Origin of the sequence: Polaribacter sp. Hel1_33_96 (assembly GCF_002846595.1) — a bacterium.
In the GTDB taxonomy this organism is placed as follows: Bacteria; Bacteroidota; Bacteroidia; order Flavobacteriales; family Flavobacteriaceae; genus Polaribacter.
Genome location: NZ_PJMV01000001.1, coordinates 948,786 through 971,045, shown reverse-complemented (window position 1 = coordinate 971,045; position 22,260 = coordinate 948,786). Strand labels below are relative to the sequence as shown.

At 31.5% G+C, this 22,260-nt stretch carries 14 protein-coding genes; 13 read left to right on the top strand and 1 reads right to left on the bottom strand.

Annotated elements, in window-relative coordinates:
* Nucleotides 1-28 precede the first annotated feature (28 nt).
* Nucleotides 29-5,977: an Ig-like domain-containing protein gene (locus ATE90_RS04310; RefSeq protein WP_101450908.1), complete on the top strand. Its 5,949-nt coding sequence runs from the start codon at nt 29-31 to the stop codon at nt 5,975-5,977.
* 326 nt (nt 5,978-6,303) lie between these two features.
* Here ATE90_RS04310 and ATE90_RS04305 read toward each other — a convergent pair whose 3' ends face one another.
* Nucleotides 6,304-7,077: an XRE family transcriptional regulator gene (locus ATE90_RS04305; RefSeq protein ID WP_036786859.1), complete on the bottom strand. Its 774-nt coding sequence runs from the start codon at nt 7,075-7,077 to the stop codon at nt 6,304-6,306.
* Nucleotides 7,078-7,129: 52 nt separating this feature from the next.
* On the opposite strand from ATE90_RS04305, the gene dinB reads away from it, so the two are divergent.
* The 12 genes from dinB to ATE90_RS04245 all read left to right on the top strand — a co-directional run bounded on the left by dinB (nt 7,130) and on the right by ATE90_RS04245 (nt 22,220).
* On the top strand, nt 7,130-8,344 hold the full coding sequence (gene dinB, locus ATE90_RS04300) for a DNA polymerase IV (protein ID WP_036786862.1): 1,215 nt from the start codon (nt 7,130-7,132) through the stop codon (nt 8,342-8,344).
* Between the two features lie 4 nt (nt 8,345-8,348).
* Nucleotides 8,349-11,306 carry a DNA polymerase III subunit alpha gene (locus ATE90_RS04295; protein ID WP_101450906.1) on the top strand — a complete coding sequence of 986 codons (2,958 nt, stop codon included), beginning with the start codon at nt 8,349-8,351 and terminating at the stop codon, nt 11,304-11,306.
* Between the two features lie 91 nt (nt 11,307-11,397).
* Nucleotides 11,398-12,561, top strand: a complete 1,164-nt coding sequence (locus ATE90_RS04290) for a tyrosine-type recombinase/integrase (RefSeq protein ID WP_101450904.1) — start codon at nt 11,398-11,400, stop codon at nt 12,559-12,561.
* A gap of 48 nt (nt 12,562-12,609) precedes the next feature.
* A complete protein-coding gene (locus ATE90_RS04285; RefSeq protein WP_101450902.1) occupies nt 12,610-13,017 on the top strand; it encodes a hypothetical protein in 408 nt (135 codons plus the stop codon).
* A gap of 17 nt (nt 13,018-13,034) precedes the next feature.
* Complete coding sequence (locus ATE90_RS04280; RefSeq protein ID WP_101450900.1) at nt 13,035-13,856, top strand: hypothetical protein; 822 nt, start codon at nt 13,035-13,037, stop codon at nt 13,854-13,856.
* Nucleotides 13,857-14,130: 274 nt separating this feature from the next.
* A complete protein-coding gene (locus ATE90_RS04275) occupies nt 14,131-14,817 on the top strand; it encodes a DUF6090 family protein (RefSeq protein WP_180335158.1) in 687 nt (228 codons plus the stop codon).
* A gap of 181 nt (nt 14,818-14,998) precedes the next feature.
* Nucleotides 14,999-15,403 carry a hypothetical protein gene (locus tag ATE90_RS04270; protein WP_101450896.1) on the top strand — a complete coding sequence of 135 codons (405 nt, stop codon included), beginning with the start codon at nt 14,999-15,001 and terminating at the stop codon, nt 15,401-15,403.
* Nucleotides 15,404-15,654: 251 nt separating this feature from the next.
* Nucleotides 15,655-16,740 carry an AAA family ATPase gene (locus ATE90_RS04265; RefSeq protein WP_101450894.1) on the top strand — a complete coding sequence of 362 codons (1,086 nt, stop codon included), beginning with the start codon at nt 15,655-15,657 and terminating at the stop codon, nt 16,738-16,740.
* 1 nt (nt 16,741) lies between these two features.
* A complete protein-coding gene (locus ATE90_RS04260) occupies nt 16,742-17,386 on the top strand; it encodes a DUF4276 family protein (protein ID WP_101450892.1) in 645 nt (214 codons plus the stop codon).
* Nucleotides 17,387-17,740: 354 nt separating this feature from the next.
* A complete protein-coding gene (locus ATE90_RS04255) occupies nt 17,741-17,941 on the top strand; it encodes a helix-turn-helix domain-containing protein (RefSeq protein WP_101450890.1) in 201 nt (66 codons plus the stop codon).
* A gap of 1 nt (nt 17,942) precedes the next feature.
* Nucleotides 17,943-19,586, top strand: a complete 1,644-nt coding sequence (locus tag ATE90_RS04250) for a site-specific DNA-methyltransferase (RefSeq protein ID WP_101450888.1) — start codon at nt 17,943-17,945, stop codon at nt 19,584-19,586.
* A gap of 3 nt (nt 19,587-19,589) precedes the next feature.
* Nucleotides 19,590-22,220 (top strand): DEAD/DEAH box helicase, encoded by a 2,631-nt coding sequence (locus ATE90_RS04245; RefSeq protein WP_101450886.1) that lies wholly within the window; start codon nt 19,590-19,592, stop codon nt 22,218-22,220.
* Nucleotides 22,221-22,260 lie beyond the last annotated feature (40 nt).

Genomic DNA, 22,260 nt, shown 5'->3' with positions numbered 1-22,260 from the left:
AGAAAAAATCAAAAAAAAAAAAATTACTATGACTAAAAAATTAAAACAATTTAAAAGCGTAAAAAGCCTTTTAATTATATGTTGCTTTTTTCTGTTCACGAGTTCTGCTTTGGCCACTCATTTTAGATACGGAGATATTAGTTATCGAGTAGACACAAATGACCCAACAGGAAGAACGGTAATATTTAAAGTAAATAGTGGATGGCGAAGTACATGGACCAGATCTTTAAATATTGAACTTCGTTTTCAGCCAACAGGTGGAGGTAAAGCTGAACTTATTGGTAAAATTCCAGAAAACTTAACTGGGAGTTCTAACGGTGTAAACTATTACACAGGTGAAATTTCTTATACTTTTAAAACGAATGGAGAATATAAAGTTTATTACGGTAGCTGCTGTAAAATAAGTACACTTGAGAATAACAAAGATAAGCCATGGTATGTGTATACAAAGGTGAATGTTGGTTCAGGAAATAGTTCTCCTGTAACTTCGCTACCCGCAGTGCAATATGTGCAACAAAATACAATAGCTAAATTTAATATCCCAGCGGTAGATCCAGATGGTAATGCTTTAACGTATAGGCTCGCAACAAATGCAGATGGTTTTGAAGGAAATCAACCTTTGAATTTTTTAGTCTCTTCAAATGGAGAAGCTACATTTAATACTACTGGAAAAACAATTGGTAAATTATATAATGCCGCAGTTGTAATAACCGATTCTGATGGAGCAGAAATTCTTGTAGATTTTATTCTAGAAATTACAAAGCAGTCTACTCCTCCTCAATGGGATTATAGCGCGGGAAAAACACCTGCTAATGACACTGCATATCAAATCTCTCCTGGACAAACCATTACATTTCCTGTTGAAGCATTTGATACAGATTCAGGAAGTTCTGTAAGCATTTCAGCTTCAGGCATGCCGTCTAACTCAACAGTTTCTCCAGAATTTGGTACTACTTCGAATCCAATAAATCATCAATTTAGTTGGACACCAAATGCCAATCAGTATGGACAATTCTTAATTAATTTTACAGCAAAAGACAATAATAATGTTACAGTTTCTTCAAGTGTTTCAATAAACATTTCTTTAAAACCTGTTTTCGACGTACCACCTACGCCAGTTTCTGGCGTACATAATACGATTGTTAGCCCTGGCGAATTAATTCAGTACACCGTGCAGGCTTCAGATCCAGATCCAACAGATTTAGTGCGTATTATTGCTATGCAAGGTAAAGACATGAGCGGAAATCTTGTTTCAGTTTATACAGGCGCCTCTTTAAATCCTATACCTACTGCTTCCAATAACCCTACATCAGGTACTTTCAGCTGGACACCAACACAAGATCAATGGGGTCATAGGCATGTTATATTTACAGCAGAAGACAGTTATGGTGATCAAGCAACCCACGAAGTGAGTCAATTAGTAAATACACCTCCCGTTTTTGCCTCTACACCAGTACTAACAGCAGATATAGGCGTACCTTATTCTTACACTATTAAAGTAACCGATCCAGATTTACCTTATGGAGATTCTTTAATGATCTTCGGAACTAATTTACCTTCTTGGTTAAGTGTAACCGATAATGCCGATGGAACTGCAACACTATCAGGTACTCCAACGCCATCAGATGTAGGTATTAACGCTGTAAAAATTGTATCAGAAGACTTACATCATCACATGGATGCTAGAGGGGTAATTAATCAATTATTCAATATCACAGTTAATAACTGCAGCGTTAATGCAATAGCAATGGATGCTGTTATAGAATTAGATGTAAATGGTCAAGCTTCAATAACGATAAATACTATTAATAATGGATCCACTGCCTCTTGTGGCATTGATACAATTGTTCTAGATAAAACAGATTTTGACTGTAATAATTTAGGAAATACAAATACAGTAACACTAACAGTTACCGACTCTAACGGAAATATCAGAACAGCAGCAGCAAATATTACTGTGATTGATATAATTGCACCTGTAATTTCACCTCCAGCCGACATTAGTGTAATTGCTACAAGTACAGCAGGTGCATTAGTAAATTATACAACACCTGTTGCAACGGACAATTGTACAGTAATAACTGCATTAACTGCAGGTTTTGCAGATGGTGCTACTTTCCCAATAGGAACAACGGTTGTAACACATACTGCAACAGACGGCGCAGGACTTTTAGCTTCGGCTTCCTTTAACGTTATTGTATCTGGTCTTGCTCCCAACATAACAGTTCCTGCCAATATAACAGTAAACAATGATTTAGGAGTATGTGGTGCGATTGTAAATTATGCCGCTACAGAAACTACCGCTATTCCAGCTTCAGTAATTACATATGACATCCAACCTGGTACTACTTTTGGAGTTGGAACTACTACCGTAACAGCGACAGCAACCAATACACTTGGAACTTCTTCAAGTACATTTGATGTTATTGTAGAAGATTCTGAACTGCCAACTGCAATTACAAAAAATATTACTGTACAATTAGATGCATCTGGTAATGCCTCTATTACCCCAAATATGATTGACAACGGGTCATCTGATAATTGTAACGTGAACACAATGACATTAGATAATACTGATTTTGATTGTGAAAATATTGCTGGTTCTAGTTCAAATAATTTTGCTTTAAACTATAATGGAAATGATAATGTAGTCATTCAAGACAATCAAGACCTAAGAATCACAGGAGATATGAGTCTTGAAGCTTGGTTTAAAATGGATACCAACCCCGGAGATTGGGTTAGAGTTGTAGGAAAAGGAGCTTCAGGACCAAGAAACTATGGATTATGGTATCATCCAAATGGTGAGTTCTTATTTCAGCAATATGGAAGCGGTGTTTCCGTCAGATTAAATCAGACAGTTAATCAAGGACAATGGTATCATTTTGCGGCCACTAAAGAGGGAGCTTTAACTAAATTATTTATTGATGGTGTTTTAGTTGCAACAACTAATGGAGGTATAAATCCAGCAACAAGTGTTGATCCTTTAACAATCGGTTATGCAGGATACCACGCATATCATCGAGGTCAAATTGATGAAGTAAGGCTTTGGAATGTGGCTAGAACAGATCAAGAAATTTTTAATAATTACAATATTGGATTAAGTGGCACTGAAAATGGTTTAGTTGCTTATTACAATATGGAAGAAGGTCAAGGAACTTATCTTACAGATGTTTCAGGGAATGATCATGTGGGTGCTATTCAAGGATCAACTTGGACTAGCTCATCTGTTGATTTGGCAGGTGGAATTTCTGGAGGTTCAGGAAACAAAGTTACTTTAACAATTACTGACACTGCAGGTAATTCATCTTCAGCAACAGCTTTTGTAACCGTTGAAGACAATATTGCCCCAAGCATTACTTTAAATGGTACAGATAATGTAAACCATGCTGCCTTCACAGCATATAAAGATTTGGGTGCGACTACTGCAGACAATTGTTCAGCTACCTTAGTTACCACAGATAACCTGAATGTAAATATTCCTGGAGACTACACAGTAACTTATACGGCAACAGATAGCAGTAATAACGTAACAATTAAAAGTAGAACTGTATATATTATGGATACAAATAATTTTCCAACAGCTCAAAATGATACAGGTATAGTGATGAAAAATAGTGAAGATAATCTTTTTACGGTTGTCACTAATGATAGTTATGGAACAGACGGACCTAACGCAACTCATCCAATATCACTTACAGGATTTTATACCGATTTAGGAGGAAAATTAGAATTAGTTGGAGATGTAGTAAAATATACACCAAAAAAGGGTTACGTAGGAATAGATAGTTTTAAATATATCATTACAGATTTAAATGGTGATGCAGCAAATGCAGAGGTAATAATAACAGTAGAAGAAATTTCAACACCCACAGCGCTAGCAGACACAGTAGATGTAATACAAGATAGTGCATCAAACCCTATTGACGTATTATTCAATGATAGTTTTGGTTCAAATGGACCAGCAGGATCAAATTCAATTACTGTTCCAGGAATAACTGCTGAATCAGGAGTGCTGGTTGTTAATGATAATAAAGTTGATTATACCCCAGCTTCTGGTTTTAGCGGAACAGATACCTTTAGCTACACAATTACAGATGGCAGTGGTGATACAGCAAGCGCAACTGTAACGATAATCGTAGCTCCAACAGTTCTAATAGATGGTTTGTTAATGGCTAAAAGTGATGCAGTAACGGTAGCACAAAATAGTACCGCTAACTATATTGATATTCTGGCAGACAACGGATCTGGAGCTGATGACTTTGGAATAGATGGCGCAATAGATAATGGATTAACCATGACAGATGGAACGCTAACCGGCCTAAGTGAACAAGGAATAATAATTGTAGACACTAATTCAACAGATAGTCCATTAGATGATGTGATTGTTTACACACCAAATACAGGTTTTGTAGGAGTCGATCATTTTTATTATATGATTACCGATGCAAATGGTGCTACCTCGATTGCACAAGTAACAATTACCGTAACCGAAATAGATACACCAACGGCACAAAACGATACTGTAGGTGTAACACAAGACAGTACTGCAACAACTATCGACGTGCTAGCAAATGATAGTTTTGGTTCAGATGGCCAAGCAACGATAAATGCGTTAACCATTAATAATGCTACCAATACAAATGGAGCAACCATCGCTGTAAATGATGCAAAGGTAAATTACACTCCAGCAACTGGTTTTAGTGGAACAGACATATTTACGTATTCAATTACAGACGGAAATGGCGATGCATCTACGGCTAACGTAACGGTAACGGTTGGCTCATATAGTTTACCAACAGCAAAAGACGATTCAGTAACCTTTATACAAGATAGTGTAGACAATGTAATCTTTATATTAGACGATAATGGATCGGGAGCAGATAGTTACGGATCAGACGGCGCTAATGCTAGTCATCCCATATCACTTGTAGCATTTTATACAGATAAAGGAGCAGCATTAGAATTAGACGGAACAACTGTAAAGTATACACCAATGGCTGGTTATGTTGGTATAGATACGTTTAGTTATTTAATTACAGACTTAAACGGAGATGCAGACAAGGCTACTGTTACGGTAACGGTAATAGAAATAGATACACCAACAGCAAATGATGATACTGCAACCGTAGCACAAGACAGTGGTATAACTAGTATCGATGTGCTAGCTAATGATAGTTTTGGATTCGATGGAGCAGCAAACGCAAATGCTCTAACTATTAATACCAACACTAATGGAGCAACTATAAATGTTAATACAGCAAAGGTAGATTACACTCCGGCAAGTGGCTATAGTGGAACAGATAGCTTTACGTATACAATTACAGATGGAAATGGTGATACAGCGACAGCTACTGTAACGGTAATAGTAAGTTCAGATAACACAAATGGTTTACCAATAGCGCAAGATGACATCGTTTCGGTTATCCTAAATAGCTCAGAAAATGTGATCTATATATTAGATGATAATGGATCTGGTGTAGATAGTTACGGAACAGATGGTCCTAATGCAACCCACCCAATATCACTTTCTGGAACTTATACAGATTTAGGAGGTAAATTAGAATTAGATGGAAACACTGTACTCTATACTCCTGCCGATGGTTTTTCAGGAGTAGATAAATTTAATTATATACTTACTGATGCAACCGGAGATGCGTCAACGGCACAAGTAACTATTAATGTTACTTCTTCAAAGTCTTCAGGGATTGTAACTACTGACGCAGTAATCAAAGACCTTCAAGTATATCCTAATCCGTCAAAAGGTGCTTTTAAAGTATTAGTTTATAGTGAAAAGCCAGAACAAGCTTCTGTACTACTATTTGATGTTACTGGCAAAGTGGTGTATAACAAGAAACAATTACTTTCTGCAGGGAACAATACAATGAACTTACATGTAAATGTGCAAACAGGTATTTTGTTTCTAAAGGTGTATACAGATAACACCAACTTTGGAACTAAAAAGATTTTATTCAAATAGGTAAATAATAGCTGTAAATAAAAAAAGAGGAACTGAAAAGTTCCTCTTTTTTTATGTGATGTTATTTTAAAAGAAATAAGTGCTCCTAATTATATTTAGAACCAGATAAAAAAAACTTAAAACATGAGTAATTGAAATATTATATTCACTGAATCTTCGGCTCACAATCCTCGCCATTAAAAAAAACACAACGTTTTCAAGTTAAAAAAGAAACTTATTTGCAAAAAAATATTTGAGCATCTAGCCATTTTTAAGGATAACTTGTTAAGATTTTTTATGTTAAAGTCAATTTTCAAAAAAAACTAGGTTATAAAATATTTCAGAATTTAAATTAATGATTTTTTTAAAGCTGCCAACTCTACTCCTAACCCATTAAACATATTTATAATACTGCTTAATTTTAATTCGTGTTCTTCATATTCTTGTGTGTTGATACTGCACGTAAACTTCCACAATTCTAAGACTTCAGAAACAGGAACATTATAAGATTGATACCCTGAATTGTCTGGCTTTAATAAAAAAGATTGCTTCTCTTCTATTTGATTATAAATTCTTTTATAGGTCATTCCATCATCTTTTGTGACCACAATATAAGAACATCCGCTTTTTGCTTCTTTTATATCTTCAACAAATTCTGCGACTACATACGAACCATCTTTCATTGGCAACATAGAATCTCCTTTTATCGGAAAAGCTCTGTGTTTACCAGTAGGTAAAAAAGGCAACTTTATTTTTTCTAATTGCTCTATATATTCCGGATCATCATATCCTAATAGATATCCTGCAGATGCTTTTGCTGAAACAACTTCAATTAAATTCTCATTATCAGCATCAACTATTATTGGAAACAAAACTCTTTTATTACCAACTTCAATAAAAGAAACGTCTTTTGCTTTTGTTAAATCGTTTTTTATAATGACGTCTATAGGAATTCTAAAGTAAGCAGAAAAGTCTATTAAAAAGTCTATTGTAGGTGAAGATCTATTCTCTTCATAAGAACTAATTCTTGATCTAGTGACCAACAATTCTTCTGCCAAAGATTCTTGTGTTAACTTTTTAAGAGTTCTTAAATGTTTAATGTTTTTTGATAAATTACTCATAATGCTACAATATTGAGCAACAAATGTATGAATTTGTAGCTAATTTTACGGTGTGAAAAAAAATATTTTACATCTCGATTTAGATACTTTTTTTGTTTCCTGTGAACGTTTGATTGACAGCCGATTACAAAAAAAACCTTTGTTAGTTGGCGGAACTGGAGACCGAGGTGTTGTTGCGGCTTGCAGTTATGAAACTAGAAGATTTGGTGTGCATTCTGGTATGTCTATGAAAATAGCGAAGAAACTCTGCCCCGAAGCAATAACTATTAGAGGAAATACAGGTACTTATTCTAAATATTCAAATTTAGTAACAGAAATTATCAAAGAAAAAGTACCACTTTTTGAAAAAGCAAGTATTGATGAGTTCTATGCAGATCTTACCGGTATGGATGCTTTTTTTGGAAGCTATAAATACGCGTCAGAATTGCGTTGTAAAATTATCAAAGAAACAGGATTGCCTATTTCTTTTGGAATGTCGCAAAATAAAATTGTGTCTAAAGTTGCTACTGGAGAAGCAAAACCCAACAATCAATTATTGATTGACAAAGGTTTTGAAAAATCATTCTTAGCACCTTTATCAATCCGAAAAATTCCATCTGTGGGTACTAAAACATATCAAACGTTAAGAAACCTTGGTATCGATAAAGTAAAAGTGATTCAAGAAATGCCTTTAGAAATGATGATAAGCGTTTTGGGGGCTAATGGAAAAACAATTTGGAAGCGTGCAAACGGTATTGACAATTCGCCAATTATTGCGTTTCACGAACGTAAATCTTTATCTACAGAAAGAACCTATCATAAAGACACGATTGATATGATAAAATTAAAAGAAACCCTATTTGCAATGGCAGAAAACTTAGCATATCAATTAAGAAAAGGGGATAAATTAACGGGTACTTTAAGCGTGAAAATTCGGTATTCAGATTTTAATACGTACAGCAAACAAATAAAAATACCATATACAAGTGCAGATCATATTATAATTCCTAAAGTTTTAGAATTGTTTAAAAAATTATACCAACGAAGATTGTTAATTCGATTGGTTGGTGTAAAAGTATCTGATATTGTAAGTGGTAATTATCAAATTAATCTTTTTGATGACACCGAACAAATGTTAGATCTATACAACGCTATGGATAACGTTCGTAATAAATATGGTGAATTAAGTATTATGAGAGCGTCTGCTATGGGGGCAAAATCTATTGGAAGGTTTAGCAATCCGTTTAACGGTGAACCGCCTTTAGTTTTAGCACATAGAAAACAATAGTACTATGTATATAAATTGTCACTCCTACTATTCGCTACGTTATGGCACATTTTCTGAAATTGAGCTATTGCAACTTGCCGTAGCAAACAATATTAAGACGATTGCGCTAACAGATATCAACAATACCTCTGCATGCTTAAACTTTATTCAACAAGCCAAAAAACACGCAATTAAACCTGTTGTTGGTGTTGATTTTAGAAATGGCAATACCCAACAGTTTGTTGCAATCGCAAAAAATAATACCGGCTTTAAAAATATTAATAGTTACTTGTCTTCTTTTTTAGAGACAAAAACTATTATTCCGGATATACCGACCTATTTAGACGAAGTATTTATCATCTATCCTTTTGAAAAAGCTTTAGAATTAAATCTTACTTCTTTTGCTGAAAATGAATTTATAGGAGTATCGATTGCAGAGATTAATAAACTTCGGTTTTCATATTTAAAAAAATACGAAGATAAAATTGTGATACAGCAACAAGTTACCATTCGTAATAAAAGAGATTTTAATGCGCATAGACTATTGCGTGCAATAGCTAACAACACTTTGCTAAGCAAACTGCCAAAAACAGAAGAATGTTTGGTAACAGACACCATGCATACTGCAACAAGCCTGCAAGAATACTTTAAAGAATTTACTTTTATTATTGCAAATACCAAAGCACTATTACAAAGTTGTAGTATAAGTTTTGGGTATGATATTGACCGTAAAAATCAGAATTTACAATTGTATTGTAATAGTTTTAAAGAAGATTATGAATCGCTCGTACGCTTGTGCAATAACAATATTTATAAGCGGTATCCAAATCCAACACAAAAAGTACATGCCCGACTTCAAAAAGAATTAAAAGTAATTGTCAAATTAAAATTTGTTTCCTTTTTTTTAATCAATTACGACATTATCCATTATGCTAAAAAAAACAACTTTTTTCATGTAGGTAGAGGAAGTGGTGCTAATAGTATTGTGGCTTATATTATAGGTATTACAGATGTAGATCCTATTGAATTGGATTTATATTTCGAACGTTTCATCAATCCTTTTAGAGCTTCGCCACCAGATTTTGATATTGATTTTTCTTGGAAAGATAGAAATACCGTTACTCAGTATATTTTTAATCGTTTTGATAATGTTGCCTTATTAGCAACTTACAACACCTTTAAATATAGAGCTATTGTTAGAGAGCTAGGTAAAGTTTTTGGCTTACCGAAAGAAGAAATAGATAAATTAAGTAAAGGAGGCCCTCAAAATAAGTTAGATGAGCTTTCTAAATTGGTCTTAAAATACGGAAAACTCATTGAAGGTTTCCCTAATTATGTGAGTGTTCATTCTGCTGGAATTTTAATTTTAGACAAACCCATTCATTATTATTCTGCAACCAGTTTGCCTCCAAAAGGATTTGCTACCGTTCAGTTTGACATGAATATTGCCGATGATGTTGGTGTTTTTAAGTTCGATATTTTAGGGCAACGTGGGTTGGCAAAAATTAAAGATGCTTTACAAATTATCAAAGAAAACAACCCAGATGCTCCTGAAATTGATATTACAGATGTTGAAAGTTTTAAAAAAGACAAAAACATTAATAACCTTTTAAAAACGGGCGGTGCAATTGGCGCCTATTATGTAGAATCTCCAGCCATGAGAGGGTTAATGCAAAAATTACAAACACAAGATTATTTAGGTCTGGTTGCTGCAAGTTCTATTATTAGACCAGGCGTTTCTGGCTCTGTAATGAAAGAAGAGTTTATAAAACGACATCGTTTTCCAGAAAAAAGAAAAGAAGCACATCCTATTTTACTAGAAATTATGCCTGAAACATATGGCATAATGGTGTATCAAGAAGATGTAATGAAAGTTGCTAATAAATTTGCAGATTTAACCTTGGGTGAGGCAGATGTTTTACGAAGAGGTATGAGTGGCAAATACAGATCTGTAAAAGAATTTAAAGCTGTTGAAGATAAATTTATTTCTAATTGCAGAAAAAAAGGACACGAAGATAAATTGATTTTTGAAGTTTGGAATCAGATTAAAAGTTTTGCAGGATATGCTTTTGCCAAAGGACATTCTGCTTCTTATGCAGTAGAAAGCTACCAAAGTCTCTTTTTAAAGTGCTACTACCCTATCGAATTTATGACGGCAGTATTAAATAATGGTGGTGGTTTTTATTCGACAGAACATTATATACATGAAGCTAAAATGTGTGGAGCAACTATAGCGTTACCTTGTATTAATAAAAGTGATCACGCAAATCGTATAAAAGAAAAAACAATTTATTTAGGATTTGGATATCTTAAAAATTTAGAGCATTTATTGGTGCAAAGATTTTTAACAGAACGCCAATTATATGGCCCGTTTCTTTCTTTGGATAATTTTATAGACCGTATTGCAATATCTATAGAACAACTAAGCGTTTTAATTCGTATTGATGCTTTTCGATTTACAAAAAAACCGAAAACCAAACTACTTTGGGAAGCTACTTTTAAACTACATAAAACAAAAACGCAAAAAGTTGAACAACAGGTAAAGTTGTTTCGATTACAACATCAAAATTTTGAGATTCCGAAACTAAATTCTCATTGGTTAGAAAATGTGTACGATGAAATAGCTTTATTAGGGTTTACCATTCACAACTATTTTTCATTAGTTACAGAAGCATTTCTACCCCATATAAAAGCCAAAGAAATGGCGCTGTTTACAAACCAAAATGTACTCTTATACGGCCAATTGGTAGCAACGCGCTTTAATAAAACTTCACAAGGAAAACTAATGCGGTTAAGTACGTTTATTGATGCAGATGGCAACTATTTTGATGCTGTTCATTTTACAGATGTTGTGCAGCTGTATCCAATAAACGGTATGGGCATTTATGGATGCTATGGAAAAATTACCAACAGATTTGGGTTTTGTAGTATGAATGTTCTTACATCTAAAAAAATGAGTATTGCCAGTGACCCCAGGTGTTAAAGCGTTTTTTTACTATCTATTAAATAGATACTTTCTAAAATAGCTCTTTATTTATTTTATTTTCATTAGATTTAGGTGCTATATTAAAAGAATGAAAAAAATCCCTACTATCTTTTTAGAATACAAGGATTACAAAAAGACTCCTCAACTACTCGTTAAATTTAAATATAACGACTACTTACTTAATTTGTTAAGAAAAATACCTGCTGCTACTTGGAGTACTTCGTTAAAAACATGGTATTTAAAAGACACCAAAGAAAATTTAAACTTAATTATAAGTACTTTTAAGGGTATTACAACCATTGATTCTAGTAAGCTTACTAAAAAAAAAAATTTTAAGCGAAATTTAACTGACAGTGAAAAAACACTTCTAAATAATTTCTACTTGTACTTAAAAGGCAAGAGATATAGTAAAAGTACGATACAAACTTATACTTTATTTATTGCTGATTTTATAAACTTTCATACAAAAACACCCTTAGCTGAACTTACAAACAGAGATGTAGAACTTTTTATTGAGACCGTATTTATAGAGCGGAAATATTCTATTAGCTCTCAAAGACAATTTATAAGTGCCTTAAAGATTTTTATTGTTTTTTATCCGCAAACAAAAATCAATGATTTGTCTTTAGAGCGACCCAAAAAATCTAGAACACTTCCCAATGTATTGTCTCAAGAAGAGGTATTACGTATTATTCAATTAACTAAAAACTTAAAGCATAGAGCCATTATTGTATTACTTTATTCTTCTGGACTGCGTATTGGAGAGGTTACGGGTTTATTGTTAAAAAATATTGATATCTTAAGAAAGCAGATTAAAGTTGAAGGAGGAAAAGGCAGAAAAGACAGATTTGTTGTTTTAGCAACTAGTTATTTACCTCTTTTACATAATTACCTAACCACTTTTAAACCAGCACTTTATTTTATAGAGGGGCCAACAGGTAAAAAATACTCTGAGAGTAGTATTAGAAAGTTTCTATTTAAGAGTGTACAAAAAGCTGGTATTTCAAAAAAAGTAACCCCACATACTTTACGACATAGCTATGCTACACATTTATTAGAAAATGGTGTTGGTTTAAGGCATATACAAGAGTTATTAGGACACGCTAAACCAGAAACTACCATGATTTATACACATGTTGCAAAGAAAGATTTACTAGATATTCAGAGCCCGTTAGACACTATTTTATTAAATTTGGATAAAAACGATAAACGAGAACAAAAGTTCCTGTTATCCGGAAACAGAAACCTATAAACAGGAGGTTTATTCTCCATATAACGAGTTGGCAAACATTAAAGCAGAATGGATATAAGAAACGAAATACTAGATAATATACTTACATTATTAATGTATAGAGATGTTCCGATTTATGATAAATTGTTTACAGAAAATGTTGGGAATTCAACAATGGATTCATTATTCGAACTAATGCCACAATTTGAACTTGAAGATTGGATGAAATCATCATTCCAAGAAGAGTTAATACATAAGAATTATATAGAAATTGACGAAGAAGGAAATTTGTATATAAAAGAAGAAGGTAAAGAATTTAAAAGAAAAGGAGGTTATTCTGCATTAGATAAAAAAGAAACGCAAGAAGGAACAATTCGAGAAAAAACAATCGAAAAGTTTAGGTATGATAAATTTGCTTTTTGGTTATCTATAATTGCTATTGGGGTTTCACTAGCGGCAATCTTTTTTAAACAGTAAAAATCTAAATAAAATTTATGAAAAAAATTTATACTTATGCTTTAATAATAGTGATTACAATTTCTTGCAACGACCATTATAAATCAGCAGAGGATTATTATCTATTAGGTCAACTCGAATTAGCAAAAAAAGAAATAGAAAAAATAAAAGAAACCGATTCAGATTTTATAGAATCTAAACTACTAATTGAAAAAATAGATAGTTCATACTTTCAACAGGCTTTTGAATCATATTCAAAAAACGATTTTACTAATTCAAATGACTTATTACAAAATATTGGTTCTCAAAGTTCATTATTTAAAAGAAAAACTGCGCTTTTAGAACAAATATCAAATAAAAAAGATAGTATCTTAAAACAAATAACATTTGAAAAAGATAGTATATCTTATCAGTTAGCATTTGAAAAATACTCAACAAATTATTTGGAAAAATCTACCGATTTATTGAAAAAAATATCTGACGAAAGCCCGTTTTATGATAAAAAAGTTAAACTCCTAAAAAAGATTTCAAGAAAAATAAAACAAAACTCAATTAAAGAAATACACATTTCTAAAGCAGTAATCTCAAGTATTTTTGGACCATCCCCTTCTATAATGAAAGTTAAAGAAGATAAAGATAAACCAGGAGTATTTATTGTCAGTTATTACAGTCGTGATGCTGGTAAGAGTTATTCATACAAAGTCAAGTTTGAAAATAATAAAGCATTTTGGGGTGCTGATGATGGTAGATGGAGATATGATAATATTTCTTATACTGAAACTAATAATGCATACTATATTATTGAGGAATACGGAGATGGCTCAAAGAGAAAAGATAAATTTTATAAAAGGAATTTATGATAATAACGATTTGCCAACAACGTATATAAAAAATAGCGCGAGTCATTGCTAAAACTGAGGTTCGGGTATTTTTGGAAAGTCGCCAAATTTTTATATTTGACAAATTTTCAAAAATAAAATAATAAATAAAATTTAAAAATTCGGCTTGTGTTTAATCCGAATAGTAATCGCTTATTTTCAGCGCTACTTTTCATATACAAGACCGTTGTGCTTCATTATCAGAAACCGCTAACCAATGATAAAATTCTTTCGAAAAATTAGACAAAACTTACTAATGGAAAACAAAACTGGAAAGTATTTTAAATACGCAATCGGAGAAATAGTACTTGTAGTTATCGGAATTTTAATTGCCTTGCAGATTAATAATTGGAATGAGCAAAGAAAAGAAAAGTCTTTAGAAAAAGAACTCATTAATTTGCTAATTACGGATTTAGAAGAAAAGAAAGATGAGAATATATCAGATTTGAAAAATAGTGACGGAATTATCCAAAGATTTCAAAGGTCAACTGATATGTGGGATTATGAAGAAAAAATCGATACTACAAGTCTAAAGAGAAATCTTGAAATACTGGGAATTGACAGATATTTTCAAAATCAAAGTTCACCTATTTATTCAGGACTATCATCTACAAACCTTTGGAAGCAAATACCAGATAGTTTGACCAAACAAATCGACAAGGTGTATCGTATTCGTCTTAAAAGAGTAGGTGTTTCTTTTGACAAATTAACCGAATATGGGACATTTTGCAGACTAAATTTCCTAACCCCAAATGATTTAATGGACTTGGATAGAGATACAGATGTAATTCTGCAAAAATTAGAACCCGTAAAAAAAGAATATATTCTAAACTCAAAGTTGTTCATAAGCGGTAAAAAACGACTTAGAGTCAGCTTAGAAGCTTGCGCGAATGAAATTGAAGATTTGATAGAAAATTTACGTCAATATAACGAGACAAAATAGAAAAATAACGAAAGCACAACACCGTATATAATTTATTGCTAATTCTAGCCTACTTACGAAAATCCTCGCGGATTTTCTATTCGGTTTGTATTTGCTAAATTAGGTGCTTAAAACACGCAACAAACCATATACAAACACGTTGTGCAAAATTACGCTCAACTAAATCTGAAAAATATTGTAAATGACTTTGAATTTCCAACAGCAAATAAATGAAATGACTGAAAAAGCCATTACGGAATTTAAAAATGCTGAACTGAAAGAACTAACAAATGAAAATAGATTAAGTGCTATTGGAAATATCTATTTTTTGTTTTCAAATAAGAAACTTAAATATATCGGGCAAAGACAGTCTAAAGGAATTAAAACTCGACTTGACCAACATTTATTTGGTAAATCATACTCCGTTGACGAAAATGGAAAACAAAACGGAACAATATCGAAATGGCATTTAGTAAAACAAGAACTTGACGATGGAAATGAAATTAGTTTTAAGACAATACTTATTGAACCAGACAACTTGAGAACGACAATCGAATTGGAAATGATTAAAAAATTAAATCCTGAATGGAATATTCAAGGAAAATAACTTTGCACAACAACGTGTATAATTAATTGCTATATTTAAACTAAAATTGAAAACTTAGTTTCGCTTTCAATCGGTTGATTTTCTATCGAAAATCTGCACTCACGAAATCGCAAATAACCATACACAAACACGTTGGCAACAAGTTTAAAGAACATATTAATTGAAAAAGAGCACACACCATAATCCTCAAATATTAGTTAATACAGTTTTCACTAAACATTTAACTATATTTGTTTTTGTTAAATGAAATTATGATTACTAGAATAGAAATCAAAGGTTATAAATCAATTAAAGAACAAGATGTTTCTTTAACTCCATTAAATATTTTAATTGGAGGTAATGGTGTTGGAAAAAGTAATTTTATATCTATATTTTCATTAGTTAGAACTGTTTATGAACAGAATCTAGCTGACTATGTAATTCGTAAAGGTGGAGCAGATAGTTTTCTGTATTTTGGAAAAAAAAATACTCAAGAAATTTTCTTTGATTTTTATTTTGGCAATGAAACAAAAAGCAAAAATAGATTTATTTTAACTCTAGCAAACAGACAAGACTCTTTGTATATTAAATCAATTGACACAGCTTTTAAAACATCTTATTGGCATTTTCAAAATCATGAGCAAAGCGTTGCAGAATCAGATTTTAAAAACAATTTTCGTGGACAAGCTTATTATGTGAATGATAGGTTAAAAGAATTCGAAGTTTATCATTTTCACGACACTAGTGATGATTCACCAATGAAAGGATTCAGCAATATAGATGATGACATTTTTTTAAAAAAAGATGGGTCGAATATTGCTTCTTTTTTATATTTTTTAAAAAATAGACACCCTAAGCACTTTACTAGAATTGAAAAAACTATAAAATCGATAGCTCCTTTCTTCGATGGATTTATTTTAGAACCGTCAGGGAGAAATGAAAATCAAATAAAACTAAAGTGGAAAGAAGTTGGTAGTTATGATGCTTATTTTGATGCTTATAATTTATCTGATGGTACATTAAGGTTTATTTGCCTAGCAACTTTATTAATGCAACCTAAACCTCCTAAGACTATTATTATTGATGAACCAGAATTAGGCTTACATCCAGTAGCAATAAATAAACTAGCAAGTCTTATGAGAAAGGTTGCTGGAAAAACCCAACTTATAGTTTCAACACAGTCTATAAACTTAATAGATAATTTTGAGCCAAATGATATAATTGTAGCAGATAGAAAAAATAATGAAACTGTTTTTAATAGGCTAAATAATGAAGAATTGGATAGTTGGTTAGAGGATTATAGTTTAGGTGATGTTTGGGGTAAAAATGTATTTGGAGGACAACCTTTTAATCAATAGAATGAAAAGATTAGTTTTTATTGTTGAAGGTGATACTGAAGTAATATTTGTAAATAAATCTATAATTCCCTATCTATATAGTCTTGGCTTTGAAAATCCAATGTATGCTCAGACAATTTTAACTAATAGAAAACAACATAAAAAAGGTGGTGTTATCAATTATCAATATTTAAAAAATGATATAAATAGAGTTTTTGCTCAAGAAAATGTAATAATAACTACGTTTATTGATTTTTTTCGATTACCTACAAATTTTCCAAATTTCACTACTGATTCCAAATTAATTCACGAAATTGAAGAAGGGGTATTATCCGATTTTGATAATAACGAAAACTTAATTCCCTATATCCAAAGACATGAATTAGAGGCCTTAATGTTTTCCAAAATTGATGGTTTTGAAATTGTCATTGACGAAAGTGATAAATTAGAAACTATTAATGAAATAATAAATGAATTCCCTAATCCTGAGGACATTAATAGTAATCCAGAAAACGCACCATCTAAAAGACTAGATAGAATATACAAATACGACAAAGTTGCTGATAGTGAAATGATTTTTGATATGCTAGATGTACAATCAATAATGGATAAATGTCCAAGGTTTAAAAATTGGTTACAAACCATTATTGATAAATTATCTGAATAAAAACAACCTGTAGCCAACAACGTGTATAACTCATTGCTACTTCTCGCCTATTTGGAAAATCTTACTGATTATTTAATGGTTAGTTTTCTTTTACTAAATTAGTACCAAACCAACGCAACGAGCCATACACAAACACGTTGTAAGTAATGCGGAAAATCGAGCAAAACAGTAAAATTTCGTGCTGAAAAGCCAACCGCACAGTCAAGCACATTTCATTTTTCTCGTGCCTCAAAAAATAAAAAGAGCTTGCCTTTTCCCACCACACACTTTTACAAAATGATAATTTTAATACTCATTTAGTGAGTATATGAAAAATCTTATTTACATTAGTGAACTGAATTAAAAAAATTCAAAATGAACCGAATAAAAGAGGTTTTAGAACAGAAAGGAATTAAACAAATCTGGTTGGCTGAAAAATTGGGAAAGAGTTACAATATGGTTCACTCTTACGCTCAAAACAAAAGACAACCAAGATTGGAAACCTTAATGGATATTGCCAATATTTTAGATGTGGACGTGAAAGAATTGATAATATCTAATAAAGAACTAAACTAATATGCCAACACTTGACTGGATAGGAAAAGATAAAGTTGTAAACCATCACCAAGAAGTACCATACAGAGTATTGGAACACAAATATGGATTTACAGAAAAAGGAGAACAACAAGCAGAGACAAACAGCGGAAATAAAATAATTCACGGAGATAATCTAGAAGCCCTTAAAAGTCTATTACCTGAATATGAAGGAAAAATAAAGTGTATATACATTGACCCACCTTATAATACTGGTAATGAAAAATGGGTTTACAATGATAATGTTAATCACCCAAAAATAAAAAAATGGCTTGGTGAGGTTGTTGGAAAAGATGGTGAAGATTTTACAAGACACGATAAATGGTTGTGTATGATGTATCCAAGGCTAAAATTACTTCATAAATTATTAGCTGATGATGGAGTTATTTTTATTTCGATTGATGATTACGAACAAACAAATTTGAAATTGTTATTGAATGAAATTTTTGGATTAAAGAATTTTGTGACAAATTTTATATGGGAAAGAAAAAAGAAACCTGCTTTTTTAAGTAAACAAGTAGGTTCTATAACAGAATACGTAGTTTGTTTTTCAAAAAATTACAATAATTTAGGTGCATTTACTTCATCCAAATTTAAAACTACTAAAGGAAAAAAGTATCCATTTAATAATGCTGGAAATGGTATAAAAACATTAGTTTTTCCACCTAAATCTGTAAAATTTGGTTACAAGAATAAAATTGTTACAGCTCAAGATATGTCAGGTGGTAATATTGTAACTAAATTATTAAATGATATAACTATTAAAAATGGTTATAATGTAAATGAATTCAAACTAGAGGGAGAATGGCGATATTCACAAACTAAATTAGATGAAATAGTAGAAAATAATGAAGAAATAGTTATCTCTAAAATACCTTTTAGACCAAACCATATTAAAACTGGCGGAGAAGAAAAAAAAATACATAATTTTTTGAGTTATAGAACTTATGAAATTGAAACAAACGAAGATGCTAGTGCAGAATTAGTAAATATCTTCAATGCTAAAATGTTTGACTTTCCAAAACCAAAAAATTTAATAGAGTTTTTAGTAGAAGCTTCTGTTTCAAAAGATGCTATTGTGCTGGATTCTTTCGCAGGTTCAGGTACAACAGCTCACGCAATTTTAAATCTAAATAAACAAGATAACGGAAACAGGAAATTTATTTTGGTAGAAATGGAGGATTATGCAAATACCATAACTGCTGAAAGAGTTAAAAGAGTTATTAAAGGTTATGGAGAAGAAAAAAAAGAAGTAGAAGCTACTGGAGGTGAATTTGATTTTTATGAATTAGGCAAACCTGTTTTCAAAAAAGATGATAATTTAAATGAAGAAGTTGGCGAACACCAAATTAGAAATTATATCTATTACACAGAGACAAAAACAAAACTAGAAAGAAAACAGTCAAAAAATGGCAAATATTTATTAGACAATTTCAATGAAACAGGTTACTACTTTTATTATGAAAAAAACAAACTTACAACGTTAGAAATAGACACTTTAAATATTGTAATTGAACCACAAGAACAATATATAATTTATGCAGATATATGTCTTCTTGACCCAGAATATATGCAAAAGAAAAATATTATTTTCAAAAAAATACCTAGAGACATAACACGATTTTAAGCTATGGAATTAAAAGAATACCAACAAGATGTAATAAATCATTTGTCTGAATTCATTGAAGAATTAGAGCAAACCAACCAAATAGATAAAGCATTCTTTAATTTTTGGGATAAAAAAGGTTTTCCTATAAACAACTTGCAAAATGATTTTTTGAAACCTTATGACAATTCCATAAAAGGAGTTCCAAGAGTTACTGTAAAAGTACCTACTGCTGGTGGTAAAACTTTTATTGCGTGTAACGCATTAAAACCAATTTTTGACAGTTTCCCATTGGATAAACCAAAAGTGGTTGTTTGGTTTGTTCCTTCAGATACAATTTTAAAACAGACCTATAAAAACTTAAACGATACAAGTCATCCTTACAGACAAAAAATTGATGCTCATTTTAACTCTCGGGTAAAAGTTTATGATAAAGAAGCTTTGCTTTTCGGTCAAGGATTCAATCCAACTGAAGTTAAAGAGCAAGTGAGTATTTTGGTTTTGAGTGTTCAGTCTTTTGTAGAAACAGTTAGAAAAGGTTTGCCAAGAGCATATAGAGAAAATGAAAACTTGGTAGAATTTGCAAAACATTACAAAAGCCTTCAAGGAGATTTAGAAAATGTTGAAGATTCAGCATTGATTCAAGTAATTGCATATTTGAATCCAGTAATTGTAATTGACGAGAGCCACAATTTTGAAGCAGATTTAAGAATTGATATGCTTAACAATATCAATCCTAGTTTTGTATTTGATTTAACTGCTACACCAAGAAATAAAAGTAACATTGTAAGCTTTGTTGATGCTATTCAGCTCAAAAAAAATAATATGGTAAAATTACCTGTTATTGTTTACAATCACCAAGACACAAACGAAGTAATAAATAGTGCAATACAACTTCAAAAAACTCTTGAACAAAAAGCAATTCAGCAAGAAAAAGAAGGCGGAAAATATATTCGTCCAATTGTTTTGTTTCAAGCACAACCAAAAACAGCAGACGACAATATTACTTTTGAAAAAATAAAGGAAAGTTTAACTGACATTGGAATTCCTGAAAATCAAATCAGAATAAAGACTGCAAATATTGATGAAATCAAAAACGAAGACTTATTAAGCAAAGAATGTGAAGTGCGTTATATAATAACTGTAAATGCTTTAAAAGAAGGTTGGGATTGTCCTTTTGCATATATTCTTGCATCATTAGCAAATAAATCATCAGCTGTTGATGTAGAACAGATTTTAGGTCGTGTTTTACGTTTGCCTTATGTAACCAAACACAAACAAGAGTTACTCAATTACTCATATGTTTTTACATCTTCAAATAATTTCTTAAACACATTAGACAAAATTATTTTAGGTTTAAATAAATCTGGTTTCAGTTCTAAAGATTACAGAATTCAAGAGCATCAAATTGAAGAAAAGAAAGAGACTAGTTCAGAAAGCTTTGAAGATTTGTTTGGAAAACCATTTGATGAATCACCAACTACAGATGGTACAGAAGAAATTGAAATTGACACAAAACAAGTGAATGAAATTTCAGGTTCTGAAAAAGGAGAAAATCAATTGAACGAAATAATTGAATTGGCTCAAAAAACAAATACAGAATTTGAAAAGAAAATTGAGGAGTTAGATAAATCAGAACATTTAATACCAACAGAATTGAAAGATAAAATACCAACCTTTGAAATCAAGGACACTTTCAAAGAAGAATCAAAAAAAGTTCATTTACCAACGTTTTATATCAAATCAGCACCTTCATTGCTTGAAAAAGAAAACTATGTTTCTCTTACCAAAAATCTGCTATTAAAAGATTTTGATTTAGACAAAGAAGACAGCAAAATAGAGCTAACAAGGACATCTTCCCAACTATATCGCGTTGACCTAACAGAAATACGAGAAGGCGAATATGTTCCTGAATACAGAAAAGAAAATAATCTTGTTAAAGAAGCATTTGTAAAATACATTTCAACTTTAAGTCCAGAAGGAAAAATCGACCAAATTTCAAGACGACTGACAAAACTGATTAAAAAAGTTGACGAAATTGCTTTACCACAAATTACTACTTACATAAAGAAAGTTCTTGTACCATTAGACAGCGAAAAAATTGCTGAAATTGCGAATAACGAACTTATTTACTCGGACATTTTTAAGACGAAAATAAAAGAACTATCAACAAAATATGCTCAAGAGAATTTCATAAAAATGTTAGACAAAGGAAAAGTTGTCTGTAAACCAACATTTAAGTTTTCGAAATCTATTCAACCGAAAAATACGCTACAAGGAATCACAAAAAACCTTTACATTGAGGAAGGCGAAATGAATGACTTTGAGAAAAAAGTTATTAATGAAATTGCGAATTTAGATAGTGTTGTATTTTGGCATAGAAACCTTGAAAGAGGAAAAGGATTTGAATTAAACGGATTTATAAATCATTATCCTGACTTCATTGTGAAAATGAAAAACGGAAAAACAATTGTAATAGAAACAAAAGGAGACCATTTAGACGGTTCTGACAGTCAAAACAAATTGAATTTAGGACAAAAATGGGCAAGTAAAGCTGGTGACGAATATCGATATTTTATGGTATTTGAATCTAAAAAATTAGATGGAGCAAAAACAATTCCTGAAATATTAGATATATTAAGCGGAATGAAATAGCCAACGCTCAAAGCCATACACATTTGCAATTCGCTACAAC

Excerpts from the sequence above, each read along its gene's own strand:
- ATE90_RS04310 (WP_101450908.1), top strand. The coding sequence starts at position 29 with ATGACTAAAAAATTAAAACAATTTAAAAGCGTAAAAAGCCTTTTAATT.
- ATE90_RS04305 (WP_036786859.1), bottom strand. The coding sequence starts at position 7,077 with ATGAGTAATTTATCAAAAAACATTAAACATTTAAGAACTCTTAAAAAG.
- ATE90_RS04295 (WP_101450906.1), top strand. The coding sequence starts at position 8,349 with ATGTATATAAATTGTCACTCCTACTATTCGCTACGTTATGGCACATTT.
- ATE90_RS04290 (WP_101450904.1), top strand. The coding sequence starts at position 11,398 with ATGAAAAAAATCCCTACTATCTTTTTAGAATACAAGGATTACAAAAAG.
- ATE90_RS04285 (WP_101450902.1), top strand. The coding sequence starts at position 12,610 with ATGGATATAAGAAACGAAATACTAGATAATATACTTACATTATTAATG.
- ATE90_RS04280 (WP_101450900.1), top strand. The coding sequence starts at position 13,035 with ATGAAAAAAATTTATACTTATGCTTTAATAATAGTGATTACAATTTCT.
- ATE90_RS04275 (WP_180335158.1), top strand. The coding sequence starts at position 14,131 with ATGGAAAACAAAACTGGAAAGTATTTTAAATACGCAATCGGAGAAATA.
- ATE90_RS04270 (WP_101450896.1), top strand. The coding sequence starts at position 14,999 with ATGACTTTGAATTTCCAACAGCAAATAAATGAAATGACTGAAAAAGCC.
- ATE90_RS04265 (WP_101450894.1), top strand. The coding sequence starts at position 15,655 with ATGATTACTAGAATAGAAATCAAAGGTTATAAATCAATTAAAGAACAA.
- ATE90_RS04260 (WP_101450892.1), top strand. The coding sequence starts at position 16,742 with ATGAAAAGATTAGTTTTTATTGTTGAAGGTGATACTGAAGTAATATTT.
- ATE90_RS04255 (WP_101450890.1), top strand. The coding sequence starts at position 17,741 with ATGAACCGAATAAAAGAGGTTTTAGAACAGAAAGGAATTAAACAAATC.
- ATE90_RS04250 (WP_101450888.1), top strand. The coding sequence starts at position 17,943 with ATGCCAACACTTGACTGGATAGGAAAAGATAAAGTTGTAAACCATCAC.
- ATE90_RS04245 (WP_101450886.1), top strand. The coding sequence starts at position 19,590 with ATGGAATTAAAAGAATACCAACAAGATGTAATAAATCATTTGTCTGAA.